Below are 20,333 nucleotides of genomic sequence, written 5' to 3'. Positions count from 1 at the left end.
AAGCGACTCAAGAGGGAATGCATCTCACAGAGGCCGGTTTTCATCGCTGTCAGGCGCGCGGCGCTGCGGCGCCAGCAGCAAAGCGCTAACCACAGGCCACAGCAAAGTCTCGATCACCGGAGCGATCAGAAACTCCAGTCCGGGGAAGATCCCCCCCGTCACGACACGCAGCAGTACCTGAATGCCGTGCGCCGCAGCAAACACCGGCAGCAGGTGCAGGGCCTGCACGGGGCTCGAAAACCAGAGCAGGCGGCGACTCATCCAGCCCGTCACGAAGACCAGCAAGGTGTAGGCGAGCGCATGCTGGCCCAGCAGCGAGGCTCGGTCCACATCCATGACCAGGCCCAGCGCAAAGGCGATGCCCAGACCCACGCGCTGCGGCTGGTTCAAACTCCAGAAGGCCAGCAGCAGCAGCAGCATGTCCGGCAGCCAGACGATGCGGCCCAGCGGAAGCATATTGACAGCCAGGCCGATCACCAGGGTGACGACGATGAACAGAGGATTGACCGGCAGCAACAGCTGCTGGCCGCGCGGCATGATCATGCGGGATCCTTTTCAGGCTTGGTCCCCGCCTTCTCGGCGGCGGCCTTCTCCTTTTCGGCAGCGGCCGCTTCCTTCTTGCCACGTGCCTTGGCAGCGCGGTCGGACTTCCCGGCATCGACCTGGGCCTGCATATTGGCAGCCTCGGGATGCTCGGTCCGGCCCTGGGGCTTGAGCACCATGACATGGCGCACGCCCTGCACGCGGCCCACGGGCTCGCAGTAGATGCGGGTGAAGGCAGAGTCGGCACGGCGGTCCACCGTCACCACCTTGGCCACGGGCAGACCCAAGGGATAAAGCCCGTCAATACCGCTGGTAGTGAGCAAATCGCCCACCTGTACATCCGCATTGCTGGGCATGAAGCGCAGCTCCAGCCCGCCGGCGCGGGTCGAGGATGCATCGCCATAGGCAACGCTGCGCGCACCGGTGCGCGGGTTGAAAACGGGAATGGCCTGATCGCGATCAATGAGCAGCGTGACCTCGGCGCGCGTCGGGTAGACACGTGTGACCTGACCGACCACGCCTTTTTCATCCAGCACGGGCGAGCCCGGCTCGACCCCGTCGGCCTGCCCCTTGTCGATCACCACGCGGCGCGTATAGGGGTCAGGACTGTCATAGACCACTTCGGCCACCTGGCCCGGCGTCAACGAGCGCTCACGCAACTCCAGCATGGAGCGCAGATGCTCGTTCTCCTTGATCAGCTCATCGGCCAGTTCGGCCCGCTGAGCCATGACGACCAGCTCCTTGCGCGCGGCATCCTCGCGGGCCACGGCCTGCTGCTGCACTTCGGCATAGCGGCTGGCGTTCTGATAGGCCAGCACCGGCTGGGCCACCACCCATTGCACGGGCGACAGCGCCACCGACAAGGCAGAGCGCACTGGCGTGGTGATCTTGAAACGCGCATCGGCCACCATCAAAAACAGCGCCAAGGCGCTGTAGAGGGCAAGCTGGGAAGTGCGCGATGCCTGTTGCTTGAACAGCGATGGGGCGCGGTGGTCCAGGGTGTCCAGGCTCATGCGTGTTCCCGCAGCATGGCAGCATGCGCACGGCCTCCTTGATCAGAAGGAATGCAAAAAGAGAGCGCGGTAAGCAGGCGTATCACGGACTCAGGCCCTGTTCATGGAAGTGGCTGCGGTACGCGCACTATGCCGCGTGCCGCAAAACACCACATTGCACAGCGATTAATCGCTGGTGAAGATGCTGCCCTGGCGATCCATGGTCTCCAGCGCCATGCCGCAGCCGCGCACCACACAGGTCAGCGGCTCTTCGGCCACCAGCACGGGCAGACCGGTTTCTTCGGCCAGCAGACGGTCCAGGTCGCGCAGCAGCGCGCCGCCGCCAGTCAGCATCATGCCGCGTTCGGCAATGTCGGCACCCAGCTCGGGAGGCGTCTGCTCCAGCGCGTTCTTCACGGCGGAAACGATCTGGTTGAGCGGATCGGTCAGCGCTTCCAGCACTTCGTTGGAAGAGATGGTGAAGCTGCGCGGCACGCCCTCGGACAGGTTGCGACCCTTGACTTCCAGTTCCTTGACTTCGGAGCCGGGGAAAGCCGAGCCGATCTGCTTCTTGATCAGTTCTGCCGTGGGCTCGCCGATCAGCATGCCGTAGTTGCGGCGGATATAGCTGATGATGGACTCGTCGAACTTGTCGCCACCGACGCGCACCGAGCCCTTGTAGACCATGCCGCCCAGCGAGATCACGCCCACTTCGGTCGTGCCGCCGCCGATGTCCACCACCATGGAGCCAGAGGCTTCGGAGACGGGCAGGCCCGCGCCGATACCGGCTGCCATGGGCTCTTCAATCAGGTACACGGCCGTGGCGCCCGCAGCTTCGGCGGCGTCCTTGATGGCGCGGCGCTCGACCTGGGTGGAGCCGCAGGGCACGCAGATGATGATGCGGGGGCTGGGCGTGAGCACCGAGCGCGGATGCACCATCTTGATGAACTGCTTGATCATCTGCTCGGTGATCACGAAGTCGGCGATCACGCCATCCTTCATGGGACGGATGGCTTCGATGTTGCCGGGCACCTTGCCCAGCATGGCCTTGGCTTCGCGGCCGACAGCCTGGATAACCTTCTTGCCGTGGGGGCCGCCTTCGTGACGAATCGCAACCACCGAAGGCTCGTCCAGAACAATGCCCTTGTCTCGGGCGAAAATCAGGGTGTTAGCTGTGCCAAGGTCAATGGCAAGGTCGGTGGAGAAGTACCGACGGAAAGCTCCGAACATTCAAGGTCCTCTCAGGCACGGCGTGCGCATCGGCTGGCCGTCGCCGGGATGTAAGGTAATGGAGTCTGGGTAGTGGGCATTTTTTGCACAATGACCAGCCGAACGGAGGTATTGCGGCAAAGCCGAGATAATACCGTATCCCCTGTGAATAACTTCTACTGTCAGGGTTAGAAACACTGCTTTACACGCGGCGGCCCTGTTAAATAATTTCTATGGCATTGAACGATCAAGACATTGCGCGCATCGCCAACTTGGCCCGCCTTGAGCTGTCGCAAGACGAAAGTAAGCGCATGCTCGCGCAACTAAACAACTTTTTCGGCATCGTCGAAAAAATGCAGGCTGTGGATACTTCGGGCGTCAGCCCCCTGTCACATCCGGTGGCAGCCATTCAGGACGTCGCCTTACGGCTACGTGACGATTTGGTAAGTGAAGGCAATAACCGCGACGCCAACATGCAGAACGCCCCTGCAGCCGAGAAGGGTTACTTCCTCGTACCCAAGGTCATCGAATAAACGCGCGGGACACACAAAAACATGAGCCAAACCGAACTCCACCAATTGAGCGTGGCCGAGCTGGCCGCGCAACTGCGCGCCAAGCAGGTCTCCGCCACCGAAGCCGCCCAGCATTTCCTGGCCCGCGCCAAGCAGCATCAGAACCTGGGCGCTTTTGTCGCCATCGATGAAGACGCCACCCTGGCCCAGGCCAAGGCGGCCGACGCCCTGATCGCCTCCGGCCAAGGCGGCAAGCTGGCCGGCGTGCCCATTGCGCACAAGGACATCTTCGTCACCAAGGACTTCCCCACCACCGCCGCCAGCAAGATGCTGGAAGGCTACCAATCGCCGTTTGACGCCACCGTGGTGAAGAAGCTGGCCGATGCCGGCGTGGTCACCCTGGGCAAGCTCAACTGCGACGAATTCGCCATGGGCGGCGCCAACGAGAACTCGGCCGTGGCCCCCGTGGGCTTTGACGCGGCACAGCCCGTGCGCAACCCCTGGAACACCGAGCGCGTGCCCGGCGGCTCATCGGGCGGCTCGGCCGCCGCCGTGGCCGCGCGTCTGGCCCCGGCCGTGACCGGCACCGACACCGGGGGCTCGATCCGCCAGCCCGCGTCGTTCTGCGGCATCACCGGCATCAAGCCCACCTACGGCCGCGCCAGCCGCTACGGCATGATCGCCTTTGCCTCCAGCCTGGACCAGGCCGGCCCCATGGGCCGCAGTGCCGAAGATTGCGCGCTGCTGCTGTCCGAAATGTGCGGCCCCGATCTGGACCGCGACTCCACCAGCCTGGACTACCCCGCCGAGGACTTCAGCTCCCGCCTGGGTGACTCGATCGAGGGCCTGCGCATCGGCGTGCCCGCCGAGTTCTTTGGCGAAGGCCTGTCCGACGATGTCCGCGCATCCGTGGACGCCGCGCTCAAGGAATACGAAAAGCTGGGCGCCAAGCTGGTTCCCGTGAGCCTGCCGCGTACCGAGCTGTCCGTGCCCGTGTACTACATCCTGGCTCCGGCCGAGGCTTCGTCCAATCTGTCGCGCTTTGACGGCGTGAAGTTCGGCCATCGCGCCGCCAGGTACGAAGACCTCAACGATATGTATAAGAAGACCCGCGCCGAAGGATTCGGCGATGAGGTCAAGCGCCGCATCATGATCGGCGCCTATGTGCTGTCCGAAGGCTATTACGACGCCTACTACCTGCAGGCACAGAAGATCCGCCGCATGATTGCCGACGACTTCCAGGCCGCCTTCAAGGACTGCGACGTCATCGCCGGCGCGGCCGCGCCGACAACCGCCTGGGCAATTGGCGGCAAGGCCGACCCCGTGAGCAACTACCTGGCCGACATCTTCACCCTGCCCGCATCGCTGGCCGGCCTGCCCGGCCTCAGCCTGCCCGCAGGCTTTGGCGACGGCGGCATGCCCGTGGGCCTGCAGCTGATCGGCAACTACTTCGGCGAAGCCAAGCTGCTGAACGCGGCCCACCGCTTCCAGCAAGCGACCGACTTCCACCTGAAGAGCCCTGTTGGCATTTAAAAATTAATAGCTGCTTGCGCTTGCAATGACTGACTTTCAGCATCAAAACAACCTGAAATCCAATCAAATAAAGCGCAAGCAGCTTCTCTTTTAGCAGTTAGGACACACAGAACAATGACTGTGAAACTGATCAATGGCTACGAAGTCGTCATCGGCTTCGAGACCCACACCCAGCTGGCGACCAACAGCAAGATCTTCAGCCGTGCCAGCACCGCCTTCGGCGCCGAGCCCAACACCCAGGCCTGCGCCGTGGACCTGGCCCTGCCCGGCACGCTGCCGGTGATGAACAAAAAAGCCGTGGAATGCGCGATCAAGCTCGGCCTGTCGCTGGGCTCGACGATTGCGCCGCGCAGCATTTTTGCGCGCAAGAACTACTTCTACCCCGACCTGCCCAAGGGCTACCAGATCTCCCAGTTCGAGATCCCCGTGGTGCAAGGCGGTGAAGTCAGCTTCTATCTGGAAGAAGGCAAGAACAACGTCCTCAAGACCGTGCGCCTGGTGCGCGCCCACCTGGAGGAAGACGCCGGCAAGTCGGTGCACGACGAGTTCATCGGCCAGTCCGGCATCGATTTGAACCGCGCCGGCACGCCGCTGCTGGAAATCGTGACCGAGCCCGATATCCGCTCCACCGCCGAAGCCGTGGCCTACGCCAAGGAGCTGCACAAGATCGTCACCTGGATCGGCATCTGCGACGGCAACATGCAGGAAGGCTCGTTCCGCTGCGACGCCAACGTGTCCGTGCGCAAGCCCGGCCAGCCGCTGGGCACACGCCGCGAGATCAAGAACCTGAACTCGTTCAGGAACATGCAGATCGCCATCGACTACGAAATCCTCTGGCAGATCGAGCAGATCGAGGACGGCCACAAGATCCAGCAGGCCACCGTGCTGTTCAACCCCGACACGGGCGAGACCCGCGCCATGCGCACCAAGGAAGACGCGGCCGACTACCGCTACTTCCCCGACCCCGACCTGCCCCCGCTGGTCGTGGCGCCCGAATGGGTAAGCCAAGTCAAGGCCGAGATGCCCGAGCTGCCCCGCGCCATGGCCGCGCGCTTTGTCGCGCAATACGGCCTGCCCGAGTACGACGCCACCACGCTGACGCAAAGCCAGGCCATGGCCGCCTACTTTGAAGCCGCCGCCAAGGCCTGCGGCCAGCCCAAGCTGGCGTCCAACTGGATCATGGGCGAGATCTCGCGCCGCCTGAACATGGAAGAGATCGGCATGGACCAGGTCAAGGTCAGCGCCGAGCAACTGGGCACCCTGATCGCCCGCATCCACGGCAATGTCATCAGCAACAACTCGGCCAAGCAGGTGTTTGAAGCCCTGTGGACCGGCGAAGGCTCCGATGTGGACGCCGTGATCGACGCCAAGGACCTCAAGCAGTCCAACGACACCGGCGCGCTGGAAGCCATCATCGACGAGGTCATCGCCGCCAACCCCGCCAACGTGGAGCAATACCGCGCCGGCAAGGACAAGGCCTTCAACGCCCTGGTCGGCCAGGTCATGAAGGCCTCCAAGGGCAAGGCCAACCCCGGCCAGGTCAACGAGCTGCTCAAGGCCAAGCTGGCCTAAGCCGCCAACTCCAGGCGCCAACCCACCGTTCAAGGCCGCAGGCAGCACATGCCTGCGGCCTTGTTGCTTGCCGGACATCCAGGTCCGCCGTCTCCATGCCCTGCGCCGCGCGGCTCAGGAAAATTTCAGTGATCTTCTCGAACGCTTCCCTCATCGAATCTGAAAAAGAACGCAACCTCTGCACCAAGTTCTTTGCCGGCTACTTTTTCAACGAATTCACGGCCGGCTATGCCAAGCGCATCGTCCAGTTCAACCGCTACATCCAGGAAGTCACGGGCCACGAAGACCTGGGCATTCAAAGCCCCCATATCTCGTTTGACACCCACGCCTACCTGTGCCACGAGCGCCTGCGCAGCAAGCTGGCCGATGTGGTCATCTCAGACCCCGCACGCCAGGTCTTTCTGTTCATCGAGACCAAATACCTGAGCAACTGGACTTACGCCGCCGATGTGGCCAAAGGGCTGGAGCGCCTGGACAAGGTGTTTGACGCCGACAAGAAACCGCATCTGGCCGACGCCCGCCAGCATTACTTTGTGCTGACCTCGCGCCGCAAGGAGGAAGCCGCAGGCCGCCCGGTGCAGCACTACGCCCCGGTGAATGGCTCTGTCTATGTTCCCCCCCCTGCGCGCGCCGCAGAAGTGCTCGAAGGCGATACCGCTGAGCCTGCCAAGTCGGCTTTCACCAGCCTGCTGTATTGGGAAGACCTGGCGCAGATGTGTGACCGCTCGGAAGTGCGCCAGTACATGGAAGCGCGACTGAAGCTGTGTGTGAGCAGTTCTCGAAATCAGCACAAGGCGGGGTATTTTTTGCCGGGGGCGTGATAGTTAGGTGTCTGCTCCCCTCGCAGGCGCAGCCGAAGGAACGGGGGCAGTAGGGGCCAGCTCTTTGCCTACTTTCTGGTGGTCCGGCATACCGGCAGCAGAAAGTAGGTCGGCATGGCGGGCAGAGACCCGCCCACTGTCCACTCATCAGGCATGTCGCCGAAGCAGAGACTTCAAGCAAAATCCGCCCCCAGCCCAATCACCATAATCGCAAGCGGCTCTCAAATTTCCTTCGGCGTCGTCGTACACGACAGAGGCCGGGTCTCGCCCCGGCACGCGACCTTCTTTTCTTGCTCGTGCAAGCAAAGAAGGCAAAAGAACACGCCCCGACTGTCTGCGTCCCTTCGCTGCGCTGCGGGCAAACCTGCGTCACGCCATTCAGTCTGCGGTGCGGCAAAACTCGCTTTGCGCTGCGCGCGCCGCTCAAACACGTTGCCGCAAGTCAGATGACGATGCAACGCTGTCCTGCGGCAGCGTTGCCCGCAGCCTGACCCGCGTGCCGCAGGCGCTGACACACGGGTGGAAGCGGGTACGGACGGCCTGCGAGAGTTATGACGAAATTGGCTTCTTTCGCTTATCTGTATTGCGGTAGCAGCTATTAATTTTCCAAAGAAGCTATCCCGCATCCGGTATTGCCCCTTGTGCCCACGCCTGCGACGGCAAGCTCTTGGGGTTGGCAGTTGCACCACAGAGTGCAACTGCATCGTCATCCAGTCTGCGGCAACCTGTTTGAACGGAGCGTCGAAGACGCGAAGTGAGTTTTGCCGCACAGCCCCAAGAGCTTGACGGCGCAGGTCGCCCCAGAGCGCAGCGAAGGGGTCGTGGGCAGCAGGGGCTGTGTTCTTTGCTTACTTTCTTGCACCAGCAAGAAAGTAAGTCGGCAGGCGGGCCGAGACCCGCTCTCTGAAAACCAAGCAGGCATGCGGTCAAGACAAAACACGAGCCAAACAAGCCCCAGCCGCAGGCAACACCAGTGCCACCCGCTATCAATTCCTCAAACCCCCGCTTACATAAAGCCGAGGTAAAGCGCACACCAAACCCACACAAATCTGCGCACAATCCGGCGCAAATCCCATACTTTTGCGCTCCATGTTCTCAAAGCTGCTCAAGCCCCTGCTCTGGCTGCTGGCCCTGTGCCTGGCGGTCTATATCTGTATCTGCAGCTATATGTTTGCGCAGCAGCGCCAGATGATTTTTCCGGGCGGCGGCACGCAGGTGGCGGCCGAGAGCACCGATTTCTCGCTGCAACGCGCCGATGTGCTGCTGCGAGGCTGGCAGTTGCACCCGGCCGACGGCAAGGCGCGCAATGCGGTGATCTACTTTGGAGGCAATGCCGAGAACATTGCCCACCGGCGCCAGCAGCTGTCGCGCAGCCTGCCGCACAGCGATATCTATATGCTGGCCTACCGCGGCTATGGCGCCAGTGAGGGCGAGCCCACGCAGGAGCTGATGGAGCTCGATGCCGCTGCCCTGTTCGACGAGGTCAAACGCCTGCACCCTCAGCTGCCCATCACCGTGATCGGCCGCAGCCTGGGCACGGGCGTGGCGGCTGCCGTGGCCGATCTGCGCCAGCCGGACCAGTTGGTGCTGGTCACTCCCTTCGACAGCATTCTGAACACGGTGCGCGGCATGTATGGCTGGCTGCCCGTGGAACTGCTGCTGCGCGACCCGTTCGACTCTGCCGCGCATCTGCGCAACTACCAAGGGCCGATTCTGGTGCTGCGCGCCGGACGCGATCAGGTGGTGCTGCCCGAGCGCACCGATGCCCTGCTGCACAGCCTCAGGGACAAGGCGGTGCAGGTGCAGGCATTCGCCCAGGCGAACCATTCGACCATCTTCCGCGCCAACGGCTTCTGGAGCGCCATAGAGCAGTTTGTGGACGGCCAGAAAAAACAGGCCTGAAAGGCCTCTGGCGCTGATGCGGCAAGCGCTGTCAGCGTGGCGATGCGCCTTTACTCCGCAGGCAGATCCAGCCCCAGGCCTTCATCCAGGTTCTCGGCCAGCCCCTCGGCATAACCGAGCATCAGCGTGCGCCGCGTCAGCAGCACGGACGCCAGCTGTGCCCAGCCCGCATGCTCCCGCACCTCGTCCTGCCCTTGGCCGTAGAGCATGCGCAAATCCTCGATCAGCCGCTCGACCCGCATCGCATCGGGCAAGCTGGCGCGCACAAAGCCCATCCATGCAGCGCCCATGCCGAAGAAGCGATAGCCATATTGCGCCGCCAGATGGCGGATGACCGCGTGGTTCTGGAAACTGTCCCAGTCCGCGCTGAAATAGCCGTTGGGCTGGCCCGCAATCATCAGCTCGTCGCTGGGCACGGGCAGACGCTGGACATAGACCACCTCGTCGAGCAGGGCCTCGGGACTGCGGTTGGCCTGCAGCAGGGCATTCACGTCTTCCGGCGACAAGAGTAGCGTGCCGCAGACCTGCGTCCAGTCCTGCACGAGTTCAGGCCGCTGCAGCTGCGCCACCCGGTGCTGCAGCGATGCCAGCGTCAGGGCCTGCTGCTGCGCCGGGTCGTCCCAATCCATGTCCTCGGGACTGTCCAGATACAGGCGCTCATCCTGGCTCGCATGGCCGCTGGTGTAGCTGCACTGGCTCACATCGTCCAGCGTGCAGAGGTAGCGGTGCGCTGGGTCGGCGGCGCGCAGCGCGTCCAGCCGCTCCAGCACCTCGTCCAGCGTCTTGAACTCCTGCAGCCACTCATGCGCGAAGCCGAAATTGCCCCGGCGGTATTCGGCCTGCTCCCCATCGAATTTTCCGGTCCTCATTTGCGCAGCACCCGGCGATAGAAGAACACACACAGGCCCACGAAATAGGCCAGGCCCAGCCACATGGCGGGCGCAAAGCCCTCACCCACCAGGGCCAGTGGCGCATCCTTGCCGCTGAAGCCAATCAGTGCCGCAATCAGCAGGCCCATCAGGCTCTCGCCCACGATCAGGCCCGAGGCCAGCAGCAGGCCGCGCTCCTCGGCCGCCGCCGTCCAGTCCTTGCCGCCGCGCTGCGCATAGGCCTTGATGGCTCTGGCAATGCACCAGCCCAGCACCGCGCCGATGGTCAGCGTCAGGCCGATGGTGGGCGGCAGATAGATGCCCAGGCCCACGGCCAGCGGCGGCAGCGCGCCCTTGCCACTCTTGCGCAGGGCCAGATCGACCAGGATCACGGCAATGCCCACGGCCACGCCCAGCCCCAGCATGCTCCAGTCCAGCGAGCCCTTGAAGATGCCGCTGGCAATCTGCATCATCAGCGTGGCCTGCGGTGCGGCCAGGGCCTGATTCGGGTCCATGCCGGCACGCGGCATGCTGCCCGCAAAACCGTAGGCGTTGTAGAGCAGATCCAGCACGGGCGGTATGACCAGCGCGCCCACAAGGCAGCCGATGATGAGCACGATCTGCTGACGCCAGGGCGTGGCTCCCACCAGATAGCCGGTCTTGAGATCCTGCAGGTTGTCGTTGGAGATCGCAGCCATGGCCAGAACGGCCGAGACCATGAACAGCACCAGTGCAATGCCCATCTGCCCCGCCACGGCGCTGGCATAGGCCGGCACCAGAGCATGCAGCGCCAGCAGGCTCACTCCCATGAGCAAGGTGGCAATGATGCCGATGCCCGAGATGGGACTGGCCGAAGAGCCGACCAGACCGGCCATATAGCCACAGGCCGCCGCCACCAGAAAGCCGAACAGGGCCGCAAACAGCACGCACAGGGCTGCCAGGCCGTAGCGCGCGCCAGCGGCAAGATCGGGCATATGCCCGGCGATGAAGTCATTGACAACCAGGAACAGCACGCCCAGGGCGGCGGCTCCTATCATCAACATCCAGCTGCGCGGCATGTCCTTGTCGGTTTCGTCGCCACCGCCCCCCTCGGCGACGCTGCGTACAGGCTGGTTGCGAATCGCCTGGACAATCGGCTTGGCCAGCGTGGCCACGGTCCACAGCGCCGAGATGCCGATGACGCCCGCACCCAGAAAGCGGGCCTTGCTGCCCCAAAGCTGGGTGGACAGCTCGGAGAGCGCCTGGCCGGCCGCAGGAGAAGCCTGGGCCGTCAGCCAGGGCACCACCACCCCCCAGCACAGCGCCAGCCCCACAAGCACGGCAATGCCTGCGGCCGCGCCCATCAGATAGCCGGCGGCCAGCAGGGCAGGCGAGAAGCCCGCCGCCACACGAAAGGCCACGCCGCCTGCGGGAATCCAGAAATTGAAGGCATCGCCGAGCAGGCGCAGACCGCCGCTGAGAAAGCCGAACAGCGCGGCCAGCCCCGTGCCCCAGCCCAGCTCGCGCAAGCCCGAACTGCGCGGTTTGCCCAGGCTCTGCGGGTCATGGGCGTGGCGCTGATCGTCGCCTACGCGCAAGACCTCGGCAGCGGCCACGCCCTCGGGATAGGGCAGCTCGGACTGCACCACCAGCACGCGACGCAGGGGCACGGTGTAGAGCACGCCCAATGTGCCGCCAGCCGCACAGATCAATGCCGTCTGCCAGAACGGGAAACCCGTCCACAGCCCCAGCATGAGCAGTGCCGGCAGCACAAAGATCACCGAGGACAAGGTGCCGGCTGCGGAAGCCTGGGTCTGCACCAGATTGTTTTCAAGGATGTTGGAATCCTTGAAGCGATAGAGCAGCGCCATGGAGATCACGGCAGCGGGAATCGCCGAGGCAAAGGTCAACCCGACCTTGAGCCCCAGATAGACGTTGGCGGCGGTGAACGCCAGGGTGATGAGCGCGCCAAGCAGCACGCCACGGAAGGTGAACTCTCTCTTGATTGGAGTATTCATTGTGCAAGCGGGAGGGTCTGTGACGGCACAAGCCTAGCATCAGCGGCGCACAACGCCATATCCGTCGTGCGCCCCTTCGCGCCAGCTCCTGGCGTTGCCAATGGCCGGTCCATGAAAAAAGGAGACCGAGGTCTCCTTTTCCGTTCAGCAGCCAAGGCTTCAGAACAGCACGCGGCAGCGAATGGTGCCCGCAATCTGCGCGAGCTTTTCCAGTGCCAGCGCCGAGGACTTGGCATCGATATCGATCACCACATAGCCCACTTTCTCATCGGTGCGCAGGTACTGGCCCGCGATATTGATGCCGTTATCGGCAAACACCTGGTTGATGGCAGAGAGAATGCCGGGACGGTTCTCGTGCACATGCAGGATACGGTTGTTGCCGGGGTGCTCGGGCAGTGCCACTTCGGGGAAGTTGACGGCCGAGGTGGTCGTGCCGTTGTCGCTGTACTTGACCAGCTTTTCCGCCACTTCCAGACCGATATTGGCCTGGGCTTCCATGGTGGAGCCGCCGATGTGAGGCGTGAGGATGACGTTGTCCATGCCGCGCAGCGGCGACAGGAATTCGTCCTTGTTGCTCTTGGGCTCCTTGGGGAAGACATCGATGGCGGCGCCCAGCAGCTTGCCGCTCTTGAGCGACTCGGCCAGGGCCTCGATATCGACCACGGTGCCGCGCGACGCATTGATCAAAATGCTGCCGGGCTTCATGGCCGCAATCTGGGCAGCCCCCATCATGCCGTTCGTGGAGGCCAGCTCGGGCACATGCAGGGTGACGATGTCGGACTGGGCCAGCAGCTCGCCGAGACCGCTGCTCTGCTGGGCATTGCCCAGCGGCAGCTTGGTCACCACGTCGTGGAAGATGACCTTCATGCCCAGGCCTTCGGCCAGCACCGACAGCTGGGTGCCGATGGAGCCGTAGCCGACAATGCCCAGCGTCTTGCCGCGAATCTCGAAGGAGTTCTCCGCGCTCTTCTTCCAGCCGCCGCGGTGGGAGACGGCATTTTTTTCGGGGATGCCGCGCAGCAGCAAAATGGCTTCGCCCAGCACCAGCTCGGCCACGGAGCGGGTGTTGGAGTAAGGCGCATTGAAGACAACCACACCGCGCTCGCGCGCCGCGTTGAGGTCGACCTGGTTGGTGCCGATGCAAAAGCAGCCCACGGCCACCAGCTTCTGCGCGGCCGCGAACACATCGGCCGTGAGCTGGGTGCGCGAGCGAATGCCGACAAAGTGCACATCGGCAATCTTGCGCTTGAGTTCCTCGCCATCCAGCGCGCCGGTCAGAGCCTCCACATTGGTGTAGCCCGCGTCATGCAACACCTTGAGCGCGGAGGGATGTATGCCCTCGAGCAGCAAAAACTTGATCTTCGATTTATCCAGCGACGTCTTACCCATGATCCAGCCTCGATCCATCAAAACTCCATTACAGCGGTTTCGTAATTCCGTTACAGGATCTGGGTGCATCGCCCTTTCATGAAGTGAAGAGGAGCAGCACCGGCGTGCCTGGCCCAAAAACGAGCACTGGGTAGAGCAGAGCAGAGCAAAAGCGTGCATTGGTCGCCTCACCTGTAACAAATTACGACTTTCTGATTCGCTTCCTACAATCGCGATCATTCACGCGCTTCCAATTTCATAGTTGAAAGTGCAGACCACTCAAGCTTTTTACAAGGATTTGCTGCCTATGCTGACCCTCTTGCGCCGCGCAGAAGATTTGCTGATTCAAGTTCTGCGTCTTGTCTTGCTCGCCTTTTCCATCTTTGTGCTGTTTGGCATGGGCCACTGGATCTGGGACCACTACAAGCCCAAGAAGCCCGATGCCGCCACTGCCGGTGCAACGGCGCTGAACTGGAAGGATGCGCCCTACGACCTCAAATACATGGAAGAAGAAACCGGTCGCGATCTGAGCGGCCTCGGCAACGCCGTGCCCATGGAAAAGCGTCTGGCCGACCCCGCCCTGCGTCCGGATTTCCGCAAGGCCGACGGCCTGCTGCGTGGCTTCATCTACAGGGACACGGCTGCGCGCAAACGCGTAGAGACGGAAAACAGCAGCCAGGGCCTGGATCCCATCCACCCCCTGCTCAAGGGCGATGCCCTGCCCTCGGCCGACGATGTCAACCGCCAGATCAAAATGCGCGAGGCACGAGAAAACTCCTGCTGCGACAAGGAGGCTGCCGACGCGGCCGCTGCCGAAGTGGATGCCGCCTGGACAGCGCGCCGCATCTCGCTGACCCGCGAGGACCGCATGGCCCGTGCCGCCGCAGATGCGGCAGCCGATGCAGCGATTGCGGCAGCTGCCGAGGCTGCGGGCGACGAGGCCGTGCTGATGGATCCGGTGAACCTGGCCTCCGAAATCAACGACCGTGCCCAGGCCGCCGAGATGGAACATGGCGAGGGCTCGTACGCGGCCTACATCAAGGGACTGCCCGTGGCACTGGAGAAGGTGCTGGGCAACGAAAGCCTGGCCAAGAAGCTGCAGCAGCAGTCCGCCCCGCAGATCGTCAACACCTTGCTGACCAACTACACGCTGTCGTTCGACCGCACGGCCGCCAAGCTGCGCGGCGACAACCCCGATGAGGAAAAGTGGGAGTTTCTGGGCATGGACACGGCGTTTGCCACGCTGCTGATTTCCTGCCTGGTGATGGTGATGATGGCGCTGGTGATGTTCCGCATGGAGCGCCATTTGCGAGGCATCGGCGCGCAATCGGGTCAAAAGTCCTGATTTTCCGGCTCCGGCAAAAAGGCCGGAGCTTGCGCTATGGTTTCGGGCCCGCCTCTGCATAGTAGGCGGGCCCTTTTCTTTTCAGTTCAGTGATATCACCATGAGCACCACCCGTAGCAGTACCGTTCCCGTCCACGCACAATTCATCGAGCGCATGTCGCCTCGCGCCTTTGTACCTGAAGCACTGAGTGCTGCCCAGATTGAGCAACTGGTGGAAGCCGCCCGCTGGGCGCCTTCGGCCAGCAACAAGCAGCCCTGGCACTTTGCCTACGCCCTGCGCGATGACGCGAACTGGCAGGCGTTCTCGCAGATCCCCAACGAAGCCAACCGCCGCTGGTGCCTGAATGGCGGCGCGCTGATCGTGCTGCTGTCGGACAAGCAGGCTTCCGCCGCCAAGCACAGCTTCGATGCGGGCTGCGCCTGGGGCTATCTGGCGCTGCAGGCCCATGCCATGGGCCTGGCCACGCACGCCATGGGCGGCTTCTCTGCCGATGAGGCCCGCAAGGTGCTGAACCTGCCCGAGCATCTGGTGCCCGAATGCGTGATCGCCGTGGGCCGCCGCACCGATGCCTCCACTCTGCCCGACGATCTGCACGAGCGCGAGCAGCCCTCGGGCCGCAAGCCGCTGGCCGAAATGCTGAGTGCCGGAGCCGTTCAAGCCGCCGCAACGGCCTGAAGCGGCCCCAATCCCGCCAAAGCTCCACCGCTCACCCTGTGGAGCTTTTTTTGACAGAATTGCCGCATTAGCAAATACAACATTGCGGGTGCAGCCGTCCAATCTGCAACCCAGCAGCCATAGCCTATATGTCCGTCATGCAAACAATGTGGCAACGCCTGGGGCCGGTGGCCTCGCGCCCTTCTTGGAAAGAGCTGATCCGCGCCAGCATCGGCGCAGGTCTGGGTCTGGCACTGGCCGGCATTCTGGTGGGGCTGGTCGAGCATTTCTTTCCCAACACCCTGTTCCTGTTCGCGCCGCTGGGCGCCACCGCCGTGCTGGTGTTCGCCGTGCCCAGCAGCCCGCTGGCCCAACCCTGGAACTGTGTCGTCGGCAACACCATGCCTGCGCTATATACCTTGCTGCTGCTGTGGGCGTTCCCCATGCTGTCCCAGACCTCGCTGGCCGCGCTGGCCGTGGCAGGAGCCATTGCCCTGATGCTGTTGCTGCGTGCCCTGCACCCGCCAGGCGGCGCCGTGGCCTTGCTGACGGTACTGGCCTCCGCACAGATGGCTCCCCTTGGCTGGCATCTGCTGATTCCCATGGCCGTACTCTCGGGCGTTCTTGCAGCAGTCGGCGTGCTCTACCACCGTGCCTGCGGCCGCCCCTACCTGCACCAGCCGCCTCAAGCGGCCAAGACCCAGCGCCCCACCACGCGGCTGGCGCTGAGCGAGCAGGATCTGGAACAACTGTTGCAGCGCTTCGAGCAAAGCTACAACCTGACACCCGAGGATCTGGGCGAGCTGCTGGCCGCCGCCGAGGAGGAGGCCATCAAGCGCCGGCTGTCCAGCGTGAACTGCGGCACCGTCATGTCCGCCAAGCTGCTGACCGTGAGCCCGCAGACTCCGCTTGAAGAGGTGGCCGAGCTGTTTCACCGTCATCTGATCAAAAGCCTTCCCGTGGTTGATGCCCAGGGCGAGCTGATCGGCCGCGTGCTGCGTGCCGACCTGTTCGACTGGCTCTGGCAGGACCATCGCTCGCGCCAGCAGCAAAACCTCTGGCAACGCCTGCGCAGCCGACCATCCAAAGTGCAATCCGTAGCTCAGGAGCTGATGCGCGCACCAGAGATGAGCGTGCAGGAAGACACGCCCATGGGCGATCTGCTGCACGAGCTGGCGTCGCACAGCGTGCAGTTCATTGCCGTGCTGCGCGGCAAAACCCTGGTCGGGGTCATCACGCGCTCGGACGTGATCCGCACTTTGCTCTCCATCAATCAATAGCCATGTGGGCAAAGGCCCTCTTGCCTGGCACGGGCTGCTGGATAAACTATGGGCAGTACTGGTTTGATTGCCGAAAAGGAGTTGCTGCCATGGACGCCGTGTTCACCCCCAACCTCGACAAGCTGCGCAACATCGTGCAAAGCTTTGGCGCCAACTCCTTTACCGCAACACAGGTGGCCACGGAGTATGAGGGCAGCACCGCCAGCAGCGAAGTCACCAAGACCTTCGAAGAGCTGCTCACCCACCACGCCATCGTGCTGGGCATACAGTCCGTGCCGGGCCATCACTTGGTCTGGCGCTCAAACTGAGCTGCTGACAGGCCCCTTCATGCATGCCCACCTCGGTGGGTATTTTCTTTTTCATCCAGTGATCAACTGGGCTAAAGTGCGGCGCCATGTCGCTGATTCCTCTCTCCCTCTGGTTGCCGCTGTCCGTCGCGGCCTGCGTGCTGCTGGTGCTGGCGGCCATGGGCTGGCTCTGGCGCTCGGCCCTGCGCGTTCCGGCAGGCAGCCGTGACGGCCGCAATATGCGCAGCATGGCCACCATTGCCAGCGCAGGCCTGCTGCTATGGCTGGCCTATGGCTTGTTCAAGGGTTATGGGGCGCTGTGGCAGGCCGATGCGCTGATGCTCATGGCTCAGGCACCGCTGCTGGTGCAGATGCCCTTGATCATCGCGGCAGTGGCCTGGATTGCGACCCTGCTGCTGGGTCGAGTCATGGCCCTGCACAAAGACGGCCACGAAGACTGAAGGCGTAGCCGTCAGCGCGAACGCGGCGCGGCGGGCGGCAGCTCTGTCCATAGCTTGCGCAGCTGCTGCAGCTCGGCATCGAAGCGCTGGTTGATGCGCTGCTTTTCCTCTTCCTGCTGCTTGATGAAGCGCTGCTGCTCGGCCTGGGATTCCGTGTTGTCGTCGAGCTGGCGGCGCAGATTGGCGGGAGCTTTCTTCGGATCGTTCTGATAGAACTCCAGCTCGGTGTTGAGCTTGCGGCGGCGCTCCTTGAGATCGACCAGGCGCTTCTGAGCCACGCCGATCACATCGTTGACCTGGGCAATCGCCTCGGCTCTGGTGGCATCATGCACGCCCTGGCTGGGGAAGCGCGCCAGCATGGCGCGCTCGCGCGAGCGCTCCTCGCGCAGGCGCTGCTGCTCGGCCTGATCCTGACGGCGCTTGGCCTCCTGTGCGCTGCGCTCCTGATCGGTCAGAGTCGGGCCCACGCGGCGCAACTCGACCCCCGAGTTGCCGAGCACACGCTGCTCGCGATCGACGCAGGAGGTAATCGGCCTGTCGGCCGTGATGCGCTGCCCATTGGCATCCGTGCAGGCGTAGATGCCGCCGCTATTGGCCTGGGCTGGAGCAGGCATGGCCCCTGCCCAGACGGTAGCTACCACATACAAACTCAGTTTTGCATGCAAGGCCTGCTTCATTTGCGTGTTTATTCCTTGTCTTCGACACCATAACGCTGACGATAGGCCAGCACGCGTTCATGATGCTCGGGGCCGCCCTCCCCGCCCTGCTGCTCGAGATAAAGCAACAGATCTGCCAGCTTGGCAATCGCACACACCTGCATGCCCAGTTGGTTGCGCACATATTGCACGGCGCTGTGTGCCACGTCCTGACCATTCTCTGTCGCCATTTCCTGGCGATCCAGAGCGATGGCCACGGCATGCGGCTGGGCACCGGCGGCCTTGATGATAGCAATCGACTCACGCGCTGCCGTTCCGGCCGACATCACGTCGTCAATGATGAGCACGCGGCCCTTGAGGGGAGCGCCCACCAGGGTGCCGCCTTCGCCATGATCCTTGGCTTCCTTGCGGTTATAGGCAAAGGGCACGTTCTTGCCCTGGCGCGCCAGCTCCACGGCCACCGTGGCAGCCAGAGGAATGCCCTTGTAGGCAGGGCCGAAGACCATATCGAACTCCATGCCGCTGGCCAGAATGGCTTTTGCATAGAATTCGGACAGACGGGCCATCTTGGCGCCATCGTCGAACAGGCCGGCATTGAAGAAGTACGGGCTCATGCGCCCGGCCTTGGTCTTGAACTCGCCGAAACGCAGCACGCCCGCATCGACGGCAAACTGCACGAAATCCTGCGCCAGACGGTCTGCACCGCCCATTGGCTTCTCACTCACCACCATGGATTCATCCTTGTTCAAATTAACCAGCCTCAACCTCAACGGTATCCGCTCTGCCACGACCAAAGGCGCCGAAGCCTGGATCGAAGCCACTGCGCCGGATTGTATTTGCGTCCAGGAAATCAAGGCCCAGGCTTCGGATATGGCCGGGCGCTTCGAAGTGTTGGCCGGCATGAAAGGCTACTTCCACTTTGCCGAGAAAAAGGGCTATTCGGGCGTGGGCGTCTATACCCGCCACGAGCCCAGCGATGTGGTCGTGGGCTTCGACACCGACGAGTTCGACGCCGAAGGCCGCTACGTCGAAACCCGCTTCGACACGCCCGGCCGCAAGCTGTCCATCATCAGCGCCTACTTTCCCAGCGGCAGCTCGGGCGAGCTGCGCCAGGAAGCCAAGTTCCGCTTTCTGGCCAAGATGCACAGCCACTTGATGCATCTCAAGGCAGAGCGCGACTTCGTGCTCTGCGGCGACATCAATATCGCGCACCAGCAGGCCGACCTCAAGAACTGGCGCGGCAACCAGAAAAACAGCGGCTTCCTGCCCGAGGAGCGCGACTGGATGACCAAGCTGCTGCACAAGACCGAGATCAGCGGCGGTCTGGTGGACGTTTACCGTCTGCTCCAGCCCGACACCACGGACGCCTGCTACACATGGTGGAGCAATCGCGGCCAGGCCTATGCCAACAACGTGGGATGGCGGCTGGACTACCACCTGGCCACGCCGGCGATCGCGACCCTGGCGCGCACCGAATCCATCTACAAGGGCGAGAAGTTCTCGGACCACGCGCCCATCACCATTGGCTATGACCTGACGCTCTGAGGCGCGCAGGCAACGCCGGCAGCAAGCTGCAAGGCAGTGAACGCACGCAGGCTCGGCGAATTGAGTTAGCGCAAGGTGCAACAGTACAACCCATGCGAGCATGAGTTGTACTGAGCCGGCTGGGCAGGTTTCCGAAAGAATGAACGGCGGAACCTGGAGGGCAACAAGGCCACAGCGGTTCCCGTTTCGCTTTGAGGAAAAGGAATAGCCAATGAAGAAGATTCTGATGACCCTGGCCCTGTGTGCAGCCGGTGCCCTGAGCGCGCCCGCCATGGCGGCAGGCTGTGAAGCTGTCGTCGAGAGCAACGACGCCATGCAGTTCAATGTCAAAAGCATCGATGTGCCCAAGTCCTGCAAGAAGTTCAGCGTGACTCTCAAGCATGTGGGCAAGATGCCCAAGACCGCCATGGGCCACAACATCGTGGTCAGCACCGCAGCCGATATGCAGCCCGTGATCACCGACGGCATGGCCGCAGGTGCTGGCGCCGACTATGTGAAGGCCGGCGATGCACGCGTGCTGGCTCACTCCAAGCTCATCGGTGGCGGCGAGACCACCAAGTTCGACATCGATGCGAGCAAGCTCAAGGCGGGTACGGACTACGCCTTCTTCTGCTCCTTCCCCGGTCACGCGGCCCTCATGAAGGGCACGCTCAAGCTGGGCTCCTGATCCTGGATGCTCACTTTTTAGTAGCTATTAGCGCTTTTCCCACAAGGATTTCAGCTATATAAATACCTGAAATCCTTTACCAACAAGCGCCATGAGATTCTAAATAGATAGCAAACCTT

The 20,333-nt window shown here is 62.9% G+C and carries 20 protein-coding genes; 12 read left to right on the top strand and 8 right to left on the bottom strand.

Annotated elements, in window-relative coordinates; genetic code table 11:
* Positions 1-24: 24 nt before the first annotated feature.
* The 3 genes from mreD to QYQ99_RS12360 all read right to left on the bottom strand — a co-directional run bounded on the left by mreD (position 25) and on the right by QYQ99_RS12360 (position 2,765).
* Positions 25-543: a rod shape-determining protein MreD gene (gene mreD / locus QYQ99_RS12370; protein WP_302092908.1), complete on the bottom strand. Its 519-nt coding sequence runs from the start codon at positions 541-543 to the stop codon at positions 25-27.
* On the bottom strand, positions 540-1,556 hold the full coding sequence (gene mreC / locus QYQ99_RS12365) for a rod shape-determining protein MreC (protein WP_302092907.1): 1,017 nt from the start codon (positions 1,554-1,556) through the stop codon (positions 540-542). The genes mreD and mreC overlap by 4 nt, the downstream gene beginning before the upstream one ends.
* 165 nt (positions 1,557-1,721) lie before the next feature.
* Entirely contained in the window at positions 1,722-2,765 is a 1,044-nt protein-coding gene (locus QYQ99_RS12360; protein ID WP_003059473.1) for a rod shape-determining protein, read from the bottom strand.
* A 212-nt stretch (positions 2,766-2,977) separates the two neighbouring features.
* Here QYQ99_RS12360 and gatC point away from each other — a divergent pair, with 212 nt between their 5' ends.
* The 5 genes from gatC (at position 2,978) to QYQ99_RS12335 (ending at position 9,084) form a co-directional block, all read left to right on the top strand.
* Positions 2,978-3,277 carry an Asp-tRNA(Asn)/Glu-tRNA(Gln) amidotransferase subunit GatC gene (gatC, locus tag QYQ99_RS12355; RefSeq protein WP_003070403.1) on the top strand — a complete coding sequence of 100 codons (300 nt, stop codon included), beginning with the start codon at positions 2,978-2,980 and terminating at the stop codon, positions 3,275-3,277.
* A 21-nt stretch (positions 3,278-3,298) separates the two neighbouring features.
* Positions 3,299-4,789: an Asp-tRNA(Asn)/Glu-tRNA(Gln) amidotransferase subunit GatA gene (gene gatA / locus QYQ99_RS12350; protein WP_302092906.1), complete on the top strand. Its 1,491-nt coding sequence runs from the start codon at positions 3,299-3,301 to the stop codon at positions 4,787-4,789.
* A gap of 114 nt (positions 4,790-4,903) precedes the next feature.
* Positions 4,904-6,361 (top strand): Asp-tRNA(Asn)/Glu-tRNA(Gln) amidotransferase subunit GatB, encoded by a 1,458-nt coding sequence (gatB, locus tag QYQ99_RS12345; RefSeq protein ID WP_302092905.1) that lies wholly within the window; start codon positions 4,904-4,906, stop codon positions 6,359-6,361.
* A 128-nt stretch (positions 6,362-6,489) separates the two neighbouring features.
* Positions 6,490-7,182 (top strand): excinuclease ABC subunit A, encoded by a 693-nt coding sequence (locus QYQ99_RS12340; RefSeq protein WP_302092904.1) that lies wholly within the window; start codon positions 6,490-6,492, stop codon positions 7,180-7,182.
* Positions 7,183-8,271: 1,089 nt separating this feature from the next.
* The gene (locus QYQ99_RS12335) at positions 8,272-9,084 is read left to right on the top strand and encodes an alpha/beta hydrolase (RefSeq protein WP_302092903.1); all 813 of its coding nucleotides are present in this window, start codon (positions 8,272-8,274) and stop codon (positions 9,082-9,084) included.
* A gap of 50 nt (positions 9,085-9,134) precedes the next feature.
* Here QYQ99_RS12335 and QYQ99_RS12330 read toward each other — a convergent pair whose 3' ends face one another.
* The 3 genes from QYQ99_RS12330 to serA all read right to left on the bottom strand — a co-directional run bounded on the left by QYQ99_RS12330 (position 9,135) and on the right by serA (position 13,339).
* Positions 9,135-9,953, bottom strand: a complete 819-nt coding sequence (locus QYQ99_RS12330) for a hypothetical protein (RefSeq protein ID WP_302092902.1) — start codon at positions 9,951-9,953, stop codon at positions 9,135-9,137.
* On the bottom strand, positions 9,950-11,950 hold the full coding sequence (locus QYQ99_RS12325) for an OPT family oligopeptide transporter (protein WP_302092901.1): 2,001 nt from the start codon (positions 11,948-11,950) through the stop codon (positions 9,950-9,952). Before QYQ99_RS12325 ends, QYQ99_RS12330 begins: the two co-directional genes overlap by 4 nt.
* A 159-nt stretch (positions 11,951-12,109) precedes the next feature.
* Entirely contained in the window at positions 12,110-13,339 is a 1,230-nt protein-coding gene (serA, locus tag QYQ99_RS12320; RefSeq protein ID WP_302092900.1) for a phosphoglycerate dehydrogenase, read from the bottom strand.
* Positions 13,340-13,625: 286 nt separating this feature from the next.
* On the opposite strand from serA, the gene QYQ99_RS12315 reads away from it, so the two are divergent.
* The 5 genes from QYQ99_RS12315 (at position 13,626) to QYQ99_RS12295 (ending at position 17,346) form a co-directional block, all read left to right on the top strand.
* Positions 13,626-14,663, top strand: coding sequence for a hypothetical protein (locus QYQ99_RS12315; protein WP_302092899.1), 1,038 nt, complete (start codon positions 13,626-13,628; stop codon positions 14,661-14,663).
* A gap of 100 nt (positions 14,664-14,763) precedes the next feature.
* Positions 14,764-15,339, top strand: a complete 576-nt coding sequence (locus QYQ99_RS12310; protein ID WP_302092898.1) for a nitroreductase family protein — start codon at positions 14,764-14,766, stop codon at positions 15,337-15,339.
* Between the two features lie 128 nt (positions 15,340-15,467).
* The gene (locus QYQ99_RS12305; RefSeq protein WP_302092897.1) at positions 15,468-16,598 is read left to right on the top strand and encodes an HPP family protein; all 1,131 of its coding nucleotides are present in this window, start codon (positions 15,468-15,470) and stop codon (positions 16,596-16,598) included.
* Positions 16,599-16,687: 89 nt separating this feature from the next.
* Positions 16,688-16,906, top strand: coding sequence for a hypothetical protein (locus QYQ99_RS12300; RefSeq protein ID WP_302092896.1), 219 nt, complete (start codon positions 16,688-16,690; stop codon positions 16,904-16,906).
* 86 nt (positions 16,907-16,992) lie between these two features.
* Entirely contained in the window at positions 16,993-17,346 is a 354-nt protein-coding gene (locus QYQ99_RS12295) for a hypothetical protein (RefSeq protein ID WP_302092895.1), read from the top strand.
* A gap of 11 nt (positions 17,347-17,357) precedes the next feature.
* Here the strand turns inward: QYQ99_RS12295 and QYQ99_RS12290 are convergent, their stop codons facing one another.
* Positions 17,358-18,023 (bottom strand): DUF4124 domain-containing protein, encoded by a 666-nt coding sequence (locus QYQ99_RS12290; RefSeq protein ID WP_302092894.1) that lies wholly within the window; start codon positions 18,021-18,023, stop codon positions 17,358-17,360.
* An 8-nt stretch (positions 18,024-18,031) separates the two neighbouring features.
* Positions 18,032-18,733, bottom strand: coding sequence for an orotate phosphoribosyltransferase (gene pyrE, locus QYQ99_RS12285; RefSeq protein ID WP_302092893.1), 702 nt, complete (start codon positions 18,731-18,733; stop codon positions 18,032-18,034).
* Between the two features lie 10 nt (positions 18,734-18,743).
* Between pyrE and QYQ99_RS12280 the strand changes: the two genes are divergently transcribed.
* Complete coding sequence (locus tag QYQ99_RS12280; protein WP_302092892.1) at positions 18,744-19,547, top strand: exodeoxyribonuclease III; 804 nt, start codon at positions 18,744-18,746, stop codon at positions 19,545-19,547.
* Between the two features lie 211 nt (positions 19,548-19,758).
* Positions 19,759-20,214: an azurin gene (azu, locus tag QYQ99_RS12275; RefSeq protein ID WP_302092891.1), complete on the top strand. Its 456-nt coding sequence runs from the start codon at positions 19,759-19,761 to the stop codon at positions 20,212-20,214.
* Positions 20,215-20,333: the final 119 nt, after the last annotated feature.

Source organism: Comamonas testosteroni (assembly GCF_030505195.1).
Lineage (GTDB): Bacteria > Pseudomonadota > Gammaproteobacteria > Burkholderiales > Burkholderiaceae_C > Comamonas > Comamonas testosteroni_G.
The sequence above is the reverse complement of the archived record's forward strand: the minus strand, read 5'-3'. Positions and strand labels throughout refer to the sequence as shown.